The organism is Acidobacteriota bacterium (assembly GCA_016196065.1).
Lineage (GTDB): Bacteria > Acidobacteriota > Terriglobia > Terriglobales > Acidobacteriaceae > Acidiflorens.
Genome location: JACPYL010000027.1, coordinates 282,670 through 296,909, shown reverse-complemented (window position 1 = coordinate 296,909; position 14,240 = coordinate 282,670). Strand labels below are relative to the sequence as shown.

The following is a 14,240-nucleotide window of genomic DNA, read 5'->3' as shown; positions in this document are numbered from 1 at the left end:
GTGGCTAGTGATTAGTGGTTGGTGACTAGGGCGGCTTGAACTGACCACTAATCACCAAACACTAGCCACTCGCTCCTATTATCTTTCCGGCTCCGGCACTACCGGCAGGCTGCGATGTCCTGCTGCATCGACGGCGCGCACGGCGAATATGACATTATCCTTCGAAACCTTGAGCGCTGCACTGGTCGTGCTAACCGTTTGGACGTGCTCCCAATCCGGACTGCTGGTCGCGCGCCACAGCACCTCATAGCTCGCCACTCCGTCCGCGGGCTCCCAGGTAAGATGCGTGTCGTTCTCCAGTTCCTTGGTCAACATCTTTACTTTCGCTGGAGGCGCCGGACTCGATGCCAATGACGCCAGCGTGGCGGCATTCAGTCGTGCGACCTCGGCCATGTAGTCGAAATTCACGAATTTCGGTAGATCGCCATATTCGATGCCGTTTTCGGTCCGCACGTTCTGATGCTGATGGTTGTAATCTTCGCGAAATTCGGTGAAGCGCACTGCTGTAAATCCATTTTGATTGAACGCGTAGTGGTCACCGCCGCGCAGAAACCGGTCAAGCCGAAAAACCGCCATGGGCTTCACACCCGAGGAATACGTCCGTCCCACTTCCAACACGTAGCGAGCCAGTTCGCGCGATGGCGAATCACTTTCCCCGCCGAGCCCGCGAATCCGTCGGATGTCCTTCTCTGTCGCCGCGTTGGGCAGGCCTTCGGAAAATACTCGCACCACGCTCGCATCCTGTTGCGCACTGCGATCGCCGCCTACGATGTCGTTATTGAGAACGGCCTCCAGCTTCCAACCTTCTTTTTTCGCCATCTCGGCGAAATGCGTGCTGCCGTTCAACCCCTGTTCCTCTCCGGCTACGGTGAGAAAAATAATTGTGGCGGGAAACTTCAGCGTGATCAGGACGCGCGCGCACTCCAGGCTGACGGCCGTCCCACTGCCATCGTCATTCGCTCCTGGCGCGGGGTCGGTGGTGTTGAACGTGTCGCTGTTCCGTGAATCGTAGTGGCCGGTAACGAGCACGATGCGGTCAGCCTGCTTTGGATCTGTGCCGCGCAATACGGCATAAACATTCGTGATCTGCGTCGGCTTCGGAATCCGGTCGGCTGGCTTTTCGAGGAAAGAATCGGTTTTTACTTCGAGACATCCGCCACAGTCTTTGGAGTAGCGTTCGAACTCGCTCTTAATCCACTCCCGCGCCGCGCCGATGCCTTTCCCAGCCTTAATGGCATCATCATCCTGCGCTGAGATCGTGGACCGATTTCCAAAGCTGACTAGTTTTTGTATGGTTTGCTGCACATGCTCGGCAGATACCTGCTTCAAAGCGGCCGCAATCTGCGGATCGACTGCGCTTTTCGGCGATCCCTCCTGAGCCTTGCAGATAGAACCGGGTTGCACCATTGTCAGTGCAATCAGCGTGGAGGCGAGAGCCAAACGGCCGACTTCTCGATGCGACCAACGGAATGTTTTCAGCATCACAACAAAATCCTACGCGAACCTCTTGACCTTTGGCTTGCGAAGAAACTAAATATAACAGGGGTATCCTGAACTTGGAGGCATCAATGGTGAACTGTCCTGAATGCGAGACCGATCTGGACATTGAGGAAGATGAGGTCGACGAAGGTGAAGTCGTGTCCTGCCCGGAATGTGGCAGTGACTTCGAAGTGATCACGGCGAATCCCATCGAACTCAAGCCGGTCGACGACGAAGATTACGACGACGATGATGAGGACGATGAGAAGGTCGTCAAAGAATCGGACGACGGAGACGACGCCTGACGTCTGACACTCAGCTCACGCCCTCTGCGCGGCGCCTTGTCCGTATTACGGCGGTCCTGCTTCTGGGTGCGTTGTCTGCATTTCACGCCTGGGCGGCCACTGCACCGGGCGACGAGAAGAATCCAGCGAAGAAAGCTCCCGACAAAGAAAAGCCCTACGCGCTCATCTTCGGAACCGTGTTCGCACCTGACGGCCGTCCGGTCTACGGCGTGAAAGTCAGGATCCGGCGTGCCGACCAGAAGAAGGCTCACTGGGAACTCCTTTCCGACCATCGCGGTGAGTTTGCCCAGCGCGTTCCTGCCGGAAAATCGGACTATATTGTGTGGGCCGACTTGAAAGACTTTAAGTTGCCGGATGGCAAGCACTTAAAGGCGAGTACGGAAGTAACCGTCCATATCGACAACGAGGAGCGTTCGGATATCGGTTTGCATCTAATCTGGTAGGGTATTTGTTGCAGGAATTTTGGTGTAAACCCGATACACCGAGGAAGGGAACTCTATGAAGAAGACGATTGTCGTGACCGCGCTTCTGCTTCTGTTCTCGGCTTTGGTACTGGCGTCTCCTCCGCCGCAGTTTGGCTCGCGCCCGAAAGCCGACAATACGCGCCTGCTTACGGGCAAAGTGCTCGATCGTGGAGATAGCCCCCTGCCCAACGCAGTGGTCTACCTGACCAACACGCGCACTCGTGCGGTCAAAACCTACATCGTGAGCCAGGATGGCTCCTACCGCTTCCCAGCGCTCCAGCCGAACCTGGACTACGAAGTCTATGCCCAGCACAACGGCCACAAGAGCGACGTAAAGACGGTCAGCCAGTTCGACGACCGCTCGCAAGTCTCCATCAACCTGAAAATCGACGCGAAGTAACTACTGCCTTCTGTGGGGCGGGCGCCCTCGCCCGCCGCCGTTGGTGTTGGAGTTGATCTTGGGGTTGGTGTTGGATCTTGGCGTTTGACCTTGCTGTTCCGCTCTAGTCCAAACAAGTCCACCCTAACCCCAACTGCGGCGGGCGAGGGCGCCCGCCCCACACCACACTGCCCCGGCACACCACCAGTAACTTGTCCCAGTTCCGGCCTTTTGGCACCATTCCCATAGAGAAGCCATGACGCTCTTCGCCACCGCCACGCTCGCCCTTTTTCTGGCCGGAGTCGCCATCTACGCCGTCATCCTCTACAACGAACTCGTCGGACTACGTAACGAAAACGACCGCGCCTTCGCCAACATCGACGTCCTGCTGAAACAGCGTCACGACGAAATCCCTAACCTGGTCTCCTGCGTAAAAGGCTACATGGACCACGAGCGCCAGACTCTGGAGGCCGTCACTCTGGCCCGCACCGCTTCAATCGGCGCCGCCAGTATCCCGCAAAAAGCGCAGGCGGATTTGCGTTTGACGGGAGCGCTGCACACGCTGTTTGCCGTGGCCGAGCGTTATCCCGACCTCAAGGCCAATCAGAATTTTCTTGCCCTCCAGAAACGCATTTCGGAACTGGAAGAGCGCATCGCCGACCGCCGCGAATTCTTCAACGACGACGTCGCCACCTACAACACGCGCATCGCGCAGGTTCCCGAAGTCGTCCTCGCGCGTAAGATGGGACTGCGTCCCCGGCAGCTATTTCAGGTGACCGAAGCGGAGCGGCAACAGGTGGAGCTGAAGCTGGCCCGGGCGCAGGGCACGGCGTGACTTCTGTATCGATCGCATGACTCAGTCATCAACCCGTAGCCGATGATCCATTACTATTCCGGAAATGCTGACTCGGGGGCTCAGGGGAGAGGCCCTGTCTTGGCCGGCGTGATTACTGTCCAGGAAACACCGCCATCGCTCGTTGCCAGCAAGCCGCTGTGAGTGGACGCCCAACCATGCGACAGATCAGCAAAGCTCAAATCCGGAATTTCCTTAAAACTATTCAGTACGATCCTCTTCATATCGCTGGCGGGAGAAAGTACCGTCAATGTGACCTCGCCGCTTGACCTTGTTGCGGCTATAAGAGATGAACCGCACACGGCGGAAGACACCATTTGTCCCTGGGAGGTCTCGTCCAGTTGAGACAGCGTGACGCTCGGCTTCCAAGTACGCCCTGCGTCATCGCTCGAAAGTAAGACTAGTGCCGACTTAGCACTATCCGGACCCGAATATGTCACTGGCAAAAAGCCGGTCTTGCCAGGCCCACATTGGGGTCGGCCAAAGGTGGGAAATTCTGCTGGGGCGATCGCAGTGGGAGCCTTCAGCGACAGTTGCTGCCAAGTCTTCGAGCCGTCGTGGGTGGCCCAAAGTTCGGAACTATCGACCCCACCAGCCAGCAGACCATCGTTGAGGCTGAAAAAACACAGGTACCCCGCCTCGCCGGAATCTCCTAGAGGAAATTTCCACGTCTTTCCCCCATCATCCGATACCAGCAGGTCGCCAATTGCAAAAGCGGAACTGCTTTTTCGATCTACTTTTATCCAACCGTGGAGTTGATCCAGGAAAAAAACGTTCGCTCCGCCCGCATAATCATCGGCCATCCGTTTCCCGGGAAACCGAATCGGGGACACCGACCAACTCGCTCCCGCGTCACGGGTTGAAGCAACGCGAAATTGCGCCAGTTCCTGATCGTCCCCGTGAACCAGAACCGCCCATCCGCTGGAACTGTCCAGAAAGAACACACCGGTGAGAAACTCTTGCGGCGATTTCGGGGGCGTGATCTCCTTCCAGTGAGCGCCTTCGTCCGTCGTCCAATACAAGTGATACAGATTGCTTTGTACCCACCCCGTAGTCGGAGTGAGCAACTTCATTGCAGACACAGCTTGTGCGGAGCTTGCTACCGGATACAGGAGCATAGCCGCCAGTAGAAGGCAGAGTCGCTTGGAGATCAAGTTCATCGTTTAGAACTCCGATCTGCAAAAAAGGCCACCGTTACCGGTGGCCCTTGTTCGTTTGTTCTCCGCGAAAATCCGCGTCGATCCGCGGAGAAGAAGTTAGTTGTTGTCCCCGCCCGCCCGCTTCCAGTTAATCAGCTCGCCAATCGTCGAACTGGTGGAAGATGCCGGGTGCTTGTAGGACTCCACTTCCTGGCGAGAAGCTTCCTCGCCAACCGCCTTGATGCTCAGGCCGACTTTTTTCTCTTCCTGATTCATCTTGATGATCTTGAAGTCGAACTCAGCATTCGGCTCGAGCGCGACCGGCTGGCCCTTGTCGTCAACCGCTTCCGAGTTGTGGCAGAGGCCTTCGACGCCATCCGCGATCTCCACGAATGCGCCGAAGTTCGCCACCCGCAGCACTTTGCCGTGGACAATGTCGCCCACGCGATGCTGCGCGAAGAAGCTGTCCCAAACGTCGGGCTGAAGCTGCTTCACGCCCAACGACAGGCGGCGCTTATCCGGTTCGATCGCGAGAACGATGGCCTTGACCTTGTCACCCTTCTTCAAAACTTCCGAAGGATGCTTCACACGCTTGGTCCAGCTCAGGTTGCTGACGTGGACCAAACCGTCGATGCCATCTTCGATCTCGATGAACGCGCCGAACTCAGTCAGGTTGCGAACCTTGCCTTCGACCGTCATCCCAACGGGATACTTATCGTGCAACGTGTCCCAAGGATTCGACGCCAGTTGGCGCATGCCCAGCGAGATACGGCGTTCAGTCGGATTCACACTCAGTACCACGCACTCGACCTGATCGCCGACGTTGACCAGCTTCGACGGATGCTTCATCCGCTTGGACCATGTCATTTCGCTGACGTGGACCAGGCCTTCGATGCCCTGCTCCAATTCGACGAACGCACCGTAGTCGGTGACGCTGATCACGCGTCCGGCAACGTGCGCGCCCACCGGATAACGATGCTCGGCATCGAGCCACGGATCGGGCGTCAGTTGCTTGAAGCCCAGCGAGACGCGTTGCTTGTCCTTGTCGTACTTAAGAACCTTGACCTGAATCTGGTCACCGACGTTCACCAGGTCGCGAGGATGCGTGAGGCGTCCCCAGGACATATCGGTGATGTGCAGCAGGCCGTCGATCCCACCCATGTCGACGAATGCGCCGTACTCGGTGAGATTTTTGACGACTCCGGTCAGGATCGCGCCTTCTTCCAGGTGCTCGAGCGTCGCGCCGCGCTTTTCGGTCTGTTCTTCTTCCAGCAGCTGTTTACGCGAAACCACGATGTTGCCGCGTTTCTTGTTCAGCTTGATGACCGCGACTTCGATGGTCTGGCCCTTCATGCCGTCCAGATTGCGTACCGGACGCAGATCCACCTGCGAGCCCGGAAGAAACGCCTGCGCGCCTTCGATATCGACCGTCAGGCCGCCCTTGATGCGATCGACGACGATGCCCTTGATGGGCTTCTTTTCGTTGAACGCCTTCTCGATGTCATCCCAGGCGCGCAAACGCGCAGCCTTCTGGTGAGAGAGGTTGACGTAACCCTCGTCCGTCATCCCTTTTTCCCGCATCACATCGATGGCATCGCCGGGCTGGAACTTGGGCTTGCCCTCGTGATCCATGACTTCCGCGATCGGCACCATGCCTTCGTTCTTAGTGCCAATGTCGACCACGACGTGGGTCGCAGTAAGCTTCACCACGGTACCGTGGATCACATTGTCTTCACCGGCCGCTTCCTCGGATTCGGTCGTGAAGTTTTCAAGCGCAGTAGCGAAATCGTCGCTGGCGGCTCCGTCATCGGAGGCAGAAGCCTGCGGATCGGTGGAGTCGGCATGCGGCGCTGCTGCGGGTTGAGACGCGGTTTCGGGTTGTACGGACTCCGGATGTTCCTCTACGGCCGGGCCGCTGGTCATAGTTTCGGTAGCGTTTGTCATGGGTTCAAGGTTGCGGGCTGTGCTGTCATCAAACAAAGTCGTAAGCCTCTCTGGCGAGCCGCACACTTCGGTGTGCGACGGATGCGGGACGGTGTGTAGCGGACTGCTGGCGTGGTCTTTGGTTGTGTTGAGGCTGCCCTGGCGGACAACCCTAATGACAATCCCAGCTTGCCGGAACGTCGCTTCGAACCCGCGTCCAAAGGGGACTCTTGGACTATAGCAACCGTCTCCGAACAGTGTCAAACGCGAAACCGGGTTCAGAGCACTCTGGCCATGAAATTTACCGTTCCTTTACATTCTCGGAATCGATTTCAGTAACCGTTACCTGTTGCATGTGGCTTCTGCTACGCTGCCCGCATGGACTACCTTTGGACTCCGTGGCGTTACGCCTACGTCACCGGCGCCTCTTCCGCCTCAGGCTGCATTTTTTGTATTGCCTCTCAAGAGACGGATGAGAAAGCGCGCATCGTTCATCGCGGCGCGCACTGCTTCGTCATCCTGAATACCTTCCCCTACACCAATGGCCACGTGATGATCGTGCCGTACGCTCACCTCGACAGCCTCCACGGACTTCCCTCCGACGCCTCGCAGGAGATGATGATGTTGACGCAGCGCATGGAAGTGGTTCTGCGCGAACTCTATCGGCCCGACGGGATCAATCTGGGGATGAACCTGGGAAAGGCGGCTGGCGCGGGCGTCGCAGGACACATCCACATGCACATCCTGCCCCGCTGGCTGGCCGATGCCAGTTTCCTCAGCGTGATCAGCGAAACGAGAGTGCTGCCCGAAGACCTGGAAGTCACCTGGGAGCGGATCAGAGCTGCGCTCCGGACTAACCTCGAATCCTGACACGGACCTTGGCTCACCTTGGTAAGAGTCTCGGAAATCCATGAGTCGCAGTTGTTAACGAGAAATAACTCGCTGCAAGTCAAGAAAGACGGTTGACAGCCCCTTCCGGCAATGCTAAAAACGCGGCCAATATGATGAGGCTAGCCAAAGTCGGCCTAGCTATCGTCATCGTGGTCTCGGTCGCAAGCATACTCATCACTCCAGACCCTTCCGATGACGTAAATGGCGTTTTGCAACAGCGGCACGCCGTAAAAGCGGCGAGCATCACTGTGTCTGTCGTGCCGTTGCACATCGTGCCCCGCATCAGCGTCAGGCTCGCACCTGAAAGCTTGCGACCGATGGTCCGCTCCAACCTGCTCGATCTGGTTTGTGTCTTGCTCTGCTAGCTCTCCTGAATAAACAAAGACGGCTCCGTACTAGTTATCCGGTATCAACCTCGTCTTTTATTTCTATGGAGAGATCATATGGAGAGGCTTGCATTACAGAACCATGCGAGTGTTGCGCCCTTCGTGCAACCGAGAAGGCTTGCTCGCAAGAGAGTATCTTCGGCCCGGAAGGATTCGTTCAGCCCGTCGAATCCTGTAACGAGTAACAAGAATCCAGCGCTTCCGCGCTATCAACCTGAACCGGTGCAAGCAGCGACGGGAATGCTCTCTCCACTCAAGACACAAGTGCAGAGTTTCTGGCAGAAGTCTCCTTGCGATTCGTGGTTCACCGACGAAAAGCAAGGAACGCCTGAGTTTTACCAGACCCTCGATCAACATCGCTACCAGGTTCATCCGCGTCTGCACGAGGCGGCTGGCTTCGAGAAAGCGCACGACAAGCGCGTCCTCGAGATCGGTTGCGGCTGCGGGAGCGAGGCGGAGCGCTTCGCGCGCGCGGGAGCAAGTTACACAGCCGTCGACCTGACCAATGCTGCGGTGAGTATCACCCAGCGGCGCTTTCAGCTGAACGGACTGAAGGGCTGTTTTACCCAGGGAGACGCTGAAAACCTTCCCTTCGCGGACGGTTCCTTTGACGTGGTCTACTCCCACGGCGTCCTGCATCACACTCCGGATACCCCGAAGACAATCCGCGAAGTGCACCGTGTGCTGGCGCCCGGCGGACGAGCGGTGATCATGCTGTACTACGAGAACTCGTTTAACTACCAGGTCAACTTGCGGATCGTGCGCCGCCTTCGCGCTCTGCTGTTGAGGAGCGAGTTGGGTATCAAGATCTCTCGCAAGATGTGGCATGAACCGGAAGAGGAACTTCGGCGACATGCGGAACTGGTCAAGCAGGACCCCGACGCCTACCTCGACATGCAGAACATGCTGAACCGGAACACCGACGGACCCGACAACCCTTTGTCTCAAGTGTTCTCAAGAGAATCGGGCAGCGACATGTTCTGGCAATTCAAGAATGTGCGAACCGAGGTGATGTTCTGGAATCCGAATTATCTGCCGGGAATCGGAAAACTTCTTCCCAAGTCGATTGAAAACTGGCTGGCTTCGCGCTGGGGATGGCATCTGTGGATTTATGCGGACAAGAGCCCGGCGGAAAGTACCGAACAGTCCGTTGCTCGTCCGGAGAAAGTTGGGATCCCACACGTTCAGTCCGAAGCTTTCGCGGGCTGAAGGAGTCAGATTAGAGTCAACGGTTAGCTCGAAGGAGGGTTCCGAAGAATCGTCCCCGTCGCCCCGCTTTGTACTTCGCTACACTCTGATGGCGGACTGGAGCATTGGAATAGCAATGGCGGTAAGAAATGGCAGGGCAAGCAAAGTTCTCCTGGTTGGGAACTATCCGCCTCCCATGTGCGGATGGGCCATCCAGACCTACCTGGTGACGGCGGAATTGCGCCGCCGCGGGCAAGTTTGCGACGTGCTTAAGATCAACGAGAACCGCAAGGTGAAGAGCTCGGCCTATATCGATGTCCAGGGCGGGTTGGATTATTTCGCCAAGGTCGTTCGCTTCACGCTGCGCGGTTATCACGTGAACGTCCACGTGAATGGTAAATCCAAGAAGGGATACACACTGGCACTGCTCGCTACCCTTGTCGGCCGCCTCGCGTTTCGGCCTGCCTCACTGACTTACCACGGAGGTATCCCGCAAGATCACTTCCCTCGCCATGATTCGTGGAAGCTTTACCACGCGTTCCGATTGTTATTTCAGACTGCCGGCAAGATCGCCTGCGACAGCGTCGAAATCAAGCAGGCGATCGTGGACTACGGGATTAGTCCGGAAAAGGTTTCGGCGATCGCAACGTTCTCCCCGCAATATGCGCAATTCACACCGGCTGGTCCATCGGCTGCGATCGAGGAATTCCTATCTGCGCATGCGCCTGTCTTTTTTTCTTACCTCGCATTTCGTCCGGAATACTACCTCGATGTAGTGCGCGAAGGGATGAAGCAATTCCGGGAAACATACCCGGGGGCTGGTTTCCTCTGGCTGGGCTTCACCGAAGGAGAACTACCGGCGGCACGTGCCTACGCAGCAAGCTGGACCGAAGAGGAGCGCCGCTCTCTCCTCTTGCTCGGCAATCTCTCGCACGACGAGTTCCTTACATTGATGACGCGCTGCTCGGCGTGTTTGCGCTCGCCTGCCTGCGATGGCGTCGCGGCTTCCGTTCTGGAAGCCTTGGCGCTGGGAGTACCCGTGGTCGCGAGCGAAAACGGCCGCCGGCCCGAAGGAGTGATTACCTATGGGGAGCAGGACGCGGACGACATGTGCGCCAAGATGATCTACGCGATCAAGAACCGCGACTCGATCCAAGGCAAGGGCCCCTCAGCAGATCGCAATCTTCGCGAAGACAACGTCGCCTGCATGGCAGATTGGCTCACTCAGTAAACGACCGAGTGAGATCTACCCCCGTGCTCCCCGACGTAAATCCGCTATCGAAGCTGTCTCCCAAAGAACTCTTCGGTCGCTGAGTACGCTTTGATCCAATTTTTCCAAAGCAGAAAATCATGAATCTCATCCGGATAGATCAGTTCCTCCACGTGCACGTTCTGCGCTCGCAGCTTCTGAAGAAGATCCACCGTCTGCGAGAACTCGACGTTGCGGTCATCATCGCCGTGAATGAGCAGTACGGGAGACTTCCACGTCGAGATCGCCGCATTGGGAGATGACTGAAACGCCAGTTGCAAAGCCGCTTCGCGATCGGGAGCATCCTTGGGAAAACTTTCCGTGAACGCCGCCCAGTCATGCACGCCGTGCGCGTCGACGCCTGCGGCAAATAGTTCGGAATTGTGCGCCAGGCCCATGGCAGTCAGATAACCGCCATACGATCCGCCCCACAATCCGATTTTTTTCGGATCGACGTTGGGCAAGCTTTGGAGGTAATGCCCTGCCGCGACAATGTCCTTGTATTCCGCCCCACCGCGAGGACCGCCGTCTGCCGGTTCGCGGAAGGGGCGGCCATACATGATTCCAGTGCGATAGTTGACCGCGAGGACGACATAACCACGGCTCGCCAGGTATTGATTCATCGCATAGGCGTTGTGGTAGTAGTCCATGTAGTGGAAGCCCAGCATCATCTGCCGGATGGATCCGCCGTGAATGAAAATCAACGCCGGCCTGCGCCCACTTTCTTTCGGCTGAAATAGCTGCCCGTGGATCTCCCATCCGTCTGCCGCTTTGAAAATTACTTGCTTGGGCGTGACGAGTTGCGTTGCCGGGAAGTCCGCAGGTAGCGCGCTCTTCGCAATCATGTCGCGGCCTTGCGCTGTGATCGCGTACGGCATGGCAGGCGAAGTTGCAGTAGATCCGATGCAGACGACTTTGCCGCCCACTTCAAGAGGCGCCCACTCCATCGTTTCACCGTGCGCCACGGCAACTGGCGTTCCACCTTCGACGCTGACTCTCCAAAGATGACGTCGATCATCGTCATCCTGATTTGAAGAGTAGAGAACAAAGTTGCGCCCCGACGTTAGCGCGACGTCTTCGGTCTCAAACTTGCCGGGCGTGAGGAGCGCTGCCGGTCCGCCCGTGGTGGGTACCGAGTAAAGGTGATTCCAGCCATCCTGCTCGGAGGCAAAGACGATTCGATTCCCTGCTGCAAAGTGAAACGATGCATCCGCAGTCAGTCCGGGGAGAGAGTCGTCGAGTGCGCCACCGCTCTTCCAGACTTCGCGCGCAGAATCTTTCGCGACATCATACACCCAGATCGACCATGGCTGCGGAGTCAGAGGAATAAATGGCTGCTTCATCTGCCGGCCGACCAGACGGATAAACGCGATCTGGCTGCCGTCGGGCGACCAGCGCGGAGACTGATCGCGATCAGCACTGGGCGATACGTAGCGAAGTTCGTTCTTCCCGAATTCGTAGATTGCAATAAAGCTGTGGTCGCCGCGATCGCTTACAAATGCGATCTTCTTACCGTCCGGCGACCACTTAGGCTGCGCGTTATTGCCGCGCACGTAAGTGAGCGCTTTGGCTTTTTCTTTCCCGGAGACAGGAGCGATCCAGACCTGCTTCTTCGCTGACCAGAGTGCATACTCGCCGCTGGGCGAAATCTGGATGTCCTCGCACCCCTCTTCGTCGCAACCCATCTCACCCAACAGGCGCGGCTCGCCCTTGTCGGCGTCAGCAGCCCAAACTTGTTGTGTGCGTTTTTCTACTCCGCTGGTCGGGTCGGCAATTTCGCCCGCGCCGTTTGCTTCGGTTCCCCGCGCATAGACAACCGTGTGGCCGTCGGGCGTGAGTTTCAATGCTGCCAGCGGTAAGCCGTCATCGCCCGCGTAATGCGTAACTTGCCGCGCTTCGAAGTTTGGAGCATCAGCAATCCAGACGTTGTGCTCACCCTTAGCGCTGAAGATCCAGGCGATGCGCGCGGACTGCGACGCTCCGACAAGGTTGGTGGGAAACGGCGAACTCATCACCTGCTGCAGTGAGAATCCCTGTGCAGCAGCTTGCGCACAACACAACACCGATTGAATGCCGATCGCCAGCGCGCACAGGAACAATACAACGGTCGCGACCTTCCTATTTTCCATGCGCGCAGCCTACTTGAAAACATGGCCGCCTGACAACCGGACACAAGCCGGATTTCCTCGTGTTCGCCCCTTGAAAATCGCCGCCCGCCCCCATCGTGGGCGACAAGAAGGCCCTGTATGTATGCCCTTTCGCGTTTGACCGGCACGCTTTTTGCCCACTATTATCCTCACCAAGAGCTCCCGTCCAGCGGCCTGTTTGCCTCACTTAGTCTCTGAAATAAGACCCATAGGGCGTTGCCAGATTTAGAACTGCGTAATTTTCACCCAGGAGTGTGTATGTCGTTTCGCTCATTTGCAGTCGGTTCACGCGTGGCCATCATTTTCATGGCGCTGCTTCTGCAAACGGTTTTGGCGTTTCCGCAATCCGCGGTGACCACATGGCATTACGACAACGCGCGAACTGGCGCCAACACCAGTGAGACAAAGCTGACTCCCGCGAATGTGAACCAGAACTCCTTCGGTAAACTATTCAGCCAAACCGTGGACGGCGCGATTATCGGCCAGGCACTGTATCTGCCCAACGTCGCGATCCCGGGCAGCGGAACGCATAATGTCGTTTACGTGGCGACCATGCACGACAGCGTCTACGCATTTGACGCCGACAGCGCAACCGGCAACAACGCAGCGCCACTATGGCATACCAGTTTTCTCTCCAAGGGCGTAACTCCCATCCCGGTTAAGTTGCAGCGCTGCGGCGGGACGACACGTTGGAAAGAGGTTGGAGTGCTTTCCACTCCAGTGCTTGATCCGGCGACCGGCACGCTCTTTGTGGTGGCAAAAACTCTCGAGAACAATGTCCAGGCACACCGTCTGCATGCGCTCGATGTAGCGACGGGACAGGAAAAACCCCGCAGTCCCGTGAAAATTAGTGCGAGCTTCCTGAGCGACGGTCAGAAGTATGTTTTCGCGGACGCCATGCAGGTGAACCGTCCAGCATTGATGCTCCAGGACGGGCGCGTCCACATCGCCTTCGGCTCGAACGGCTGCCGTGGCGGACAGGAACAGGGGTGGGTGATTTCTTATGATGCGTCCACCCTGCAATACAAGGGCACCTTTGACACTGAACCAGGCAATGGTGGCGCTGGATTCTGGCAAAAAGGAGGCGGCCTCTCCGCCGACGCAAGCGGAAATATTTATGGCGAGACCGCGGATGGCCCCTTCACAGTGGGCAAGAATTTTGGCCTGTCCGTCCTTCGCTTCAAGCCAATGGGGAACAACTTGAAATTGACCGACTGGTTTACTCCCTACAACCTGGACTACCTCGACTCAAAGGATCTCGACCTCAATGCTCCCGTCTTGATCCTTCCGGACCAGCCCGGCCCTCACCCTCACTTGGCACTCGCCGTCGGAAAAGAAGGCACGGTCTATGTTCTCGACCGTGACAACATGGGCCATTTCTGTTCGACTTGCACCAACGGCAACACGCAGATCGTTCAAGACCTGCAATCGCTGGTCGGGGACGAAACAGGCGCCTTGGTTTACTGGAACAACATGATCTACTCATCGGCGGTGGCGGGGCCGATCCAGGCATACCCGATTGTCAACGGCCTGATCGGGACGACTCCTCTATTCGAATCACTGCGCGCAGCCGGTGAGCATTCGCCCATCCTGTCAGCCAGCGGCAATACATCCGGCGTTTTCTGGCAACTCAATCACGAGAACTTAACCGCATATGACGCGCTCACACTTAAGAAACTCTACACGTCGAAAGACGCGGCGAACGATCGCGACGTTCTGCCCGATCTTCCTCACTTCGCCAATTTCGTTGTGGCGAACGGGAAGCTGTACGTCGGGACCAATTCTTCGCTGGTGACTTACGGCCTTTTCTGAACCAGTGGAACGCTTTACGTTCGAC

General features: G+C 57.2%; 13 protein-coding genes. 9 read left to right on the top strand and 4 right to left on the bottom strand.

Annotation, left to right across the window (positions count from 1 at the left end):
• Nucleotides 1–78: 78 nt before the first annotated feature.
• Entirely contained in the window at nt 79–1,482 is a 1,404-nt protein-coding gene (locus tag HY010_22470; protein ID MBI3478502.1) for a M20/M25/M40 family metallo-hydrolase, read from the bottom strand.
• Between the two features lie 86 nt (nt 1,483–1,568).
• Here HY010_22470 and HY010_22465 point away from each other — a divergent pair, with 86 nt between their 5' ends.
• From HY010_22465 to HY010_22450, 4 genes are all read left to right on the top strand, one after another.
• Nucleotides 1,569–1,784 carry a hypothetical protein gene (locus tag HY010_22465; protein MBI3478501.1) on the top strand — a complete coding sequence of 72 codons (216 nt, stop codon included), beginning with the start codon at nt 1,569–1,571 and terminating at the stop codon, nt 1,782–1,784.
• Between the two features lie 71 nt (nt 1,785–1,855).
• Nucleotides 1,856–2,227, top strand: a complete 372-nt coding sequence (locus HY010_22460; GenBank protein ID MBI3478500.1) for a carboxypeptidase regulatory-like domain-containing protein — start codon at nt 1,856–1,858, stop codon at nt 2,225–2,227.
• Nucleotides 2,228–2,282: 55 nt separating this feature from the next.
• Entirely contained in the window at nt 2,283–2,648 is a 366-nt protein-coding gene (locus HY010_22455) for a carboxypeptidase regulatory-like domain-containing protein (protein ID MBI3478499.1), read from the top strand.
• Between the two features lie 235 nt (nt 2,649–2,883).
• Entirely contained in the window at nt 2,884–3,462 is a 579-nt protein-coding gene (locus HY010_22450) for a LemA family protein (protein ID MBI3478498.1), read from the top strand.
• Nucleotides 3,463–3,542: 80 nt separating this feature from the next.
• Here HY010_22450 and HY010_22445 read toward each other — a convergent pair whose 3' ends face one another.
• On the bottom strand, nt 3,543–4,640 hold the full coding sequence (locus HY010_22445) for a hypothetical protein (protein MBI3478497.1): 1,098 nt from the start codon (nt 4,638–4,640) through the stop codon (nt 3,543–3,545).
• Between the two features lie 96 nt (nt 4,641–4,736).
• On the bottom strand, nt 4,737–6,563 hold the full coding sequence (locus HY010_22440) for a 30S ribosomal protein S1 (protein MBI3478496.1): 1,827 nt from the start codon (nt 6,561–6,563) through the stop codon (nt 4,737–4,739).
• A gap of 357 nt (nt 6,564–6,920) precedes the next feature.
• Between HY010_22440 and HY010_22435 the strand changes: the two genes are divergently transcribed.
• The 4 genes from HY010_22435 to HY010_22420 all read left to right on the top strand — a co-directional run bounded on the left by HY010_22435 (nt 6,921) and on the right by HY010_22420 (nt 10,238).
• On the top strand, nt 6,921–7,412 hold the full coding sequence (locus HY010_22435) for an HIT domain-containing protein (protein MBI3478495.1): 492 nt from the start codon (nt 6,921–6,923) through the stop codon (nt 7,410–7,412).
• Nucleotides 7,413–7,543: 131 nt separating this feature from the next.
• Nucleotides 7,544–7,798 carry a hypothetical protein gene (locus tag HY010_22430; protein MBI3478494.1) on the top strand — a complete coding sequence of 85 codons (255 nt, stop codon included), beginning with the start codon at nt 7,544–7,546 and terminating at the stop codon, nt 7,796–7,798.
• A gap of 78 nt (nt 7,799–7,876) precedes the next feature.
• Nucleotides 7,877–9,028 (top strand): class I SAM-dependent methyltransferase, encoded by a 1,152-nt coding sequence (locus tag HY010_22425; GenBank protein MBI3478493.1) that lies wholly within the window; start codon nt 7,877–7,879, stop codon nt 9,026–9,028.
• Nucleotides 9,029–9,143: 115 nt separating this feature from the next.
• A complete protein-coding gene (locus HY010_22420; protein ID MBI3478492.1) occupies nt 9,144–10,238 on the top strand; it encodes a glycosyltransferase in 1,095 nt (364 codons plus the stop codon).
• 44 nt (nt 10,239–10,282) lie between these two features.
• Here HY010_22420 and HY010_22415 read toward each other — a convergent pair whose 3' ends face one another.
• Nucleotides 10,283–12,385: a prolyl oligopeptidase family serine peptidase gene (locus tag HY010_22415; protein MBI3478491.1), complete on the bottom strand. Its 2,103-nt coding sequence runs from the start codon at nt 12,383–12,385 to the stop codon at nt 10,283–10,285.
• Nucleotides 12,386–12,661: 276 nt separating this feature from the next.
• Here HY010_22415 and HY010_22410 point away from each other — a divergent pair, with 276 nt between their 5' ends.
• Nucleotides 12,662–14,215, top strand: coding sequence for a hypothetical protein (locus tag HY010_22410; protein MBI3478490.1), 1,554 nt, complete (start codon nt 12,662–12,664; stop codon nt 14,213–14,215).
• Nucleotides 14,216–14,240 lie beyond the last annotated feature (25 nt).

Excerpts from the sequence above, each read along its gene's own strand:
- HY010_22470 (MBI3478502.1), bottom strand. The coding sequence starts at position 1,482 with ATGCTGAAAACATTCCGTTGGTCGCATCGAGAAGTCGGCCGTTTGGCT.
- HY010_22465 (MBI3478501.1), top strand. The coding sequence starts at position 1,569 with ATGGTGAACTGTCCTGAATGCGAGACCGATCTGGACATTGAGGAAGAT.
- HY010_22455 (MBI3478499.1), top strand. The coding sequence starts at position 2,283 with ATGAAGAAGACGATTGTCGTGACCGCGCTTCTGCTTCTGTTCTCGGCT.
- HY010_22450 (MBI3478498.1), top strand. The coding sequence starts at position 2,884 with ATGACGCTCTTCGCCACCGCCACGCTCGCCCTTTTTCTGGCCGGAGTC.
- HY010_22445 (MBI3478497.1), bottom strand. The coding sequence starts at position 4,640 with ATGAACTTGATCTCCAAGCGACTCTGCCTTCTACTGGCGGCTATGCTC.
- HY010_22440 (MBI3478496.1), bottom strand. The coding sequence starts at position 6,563 with ATGACAAACGCTACCGAAACTATGACCAGCGGCCCGGCCGTAGAGGAA.
- HY010_22435 (MBI3478495.1), top strand. The coding sequence starts at position 6,921 with ATGGACTACCTTTGGACTCCGTGGCGTTACGCCTACGTCACCGGCGCC.
- HY010_22430 (MBI3478494.1), top strand. The coding sequence starts at position 7,544 with ATGATGAGGCTAGCCAAAGTCGGCCTAGCTATCGTCATCGTGGTCTCG.
- HY010_22425 (MBI3478493.1), top strand. The coding sequence starts at position 7,877 with ATGGAGAGGCTTGCATTACAGAACCATGCGAGTGTTGCGCCCTTCGTG.
- HY010_22420 (MBI3478492.1), top strand. The coding sequence starts at position 9,144 with ATGGCGGTAAGAAATGGCAGGGCAAGCAAAGTTCTCCTGGTTGGGAAC.
- HY010_22415 (MBI3478491.1), bottom strand. The coding sequence starts at position 12,385 with ATGGAAAATAGGAAGGTCGCGACCGTTGTATTGTTCCTGTGCGCGCTG.
- HY010_22410 (MBI3478490.1), top strand. The coding sequence starts at position 12,662 with ATGTCGTTTCGCTCATTTGCAGTCGGTTCACGCGTGGCCATCATTTTC.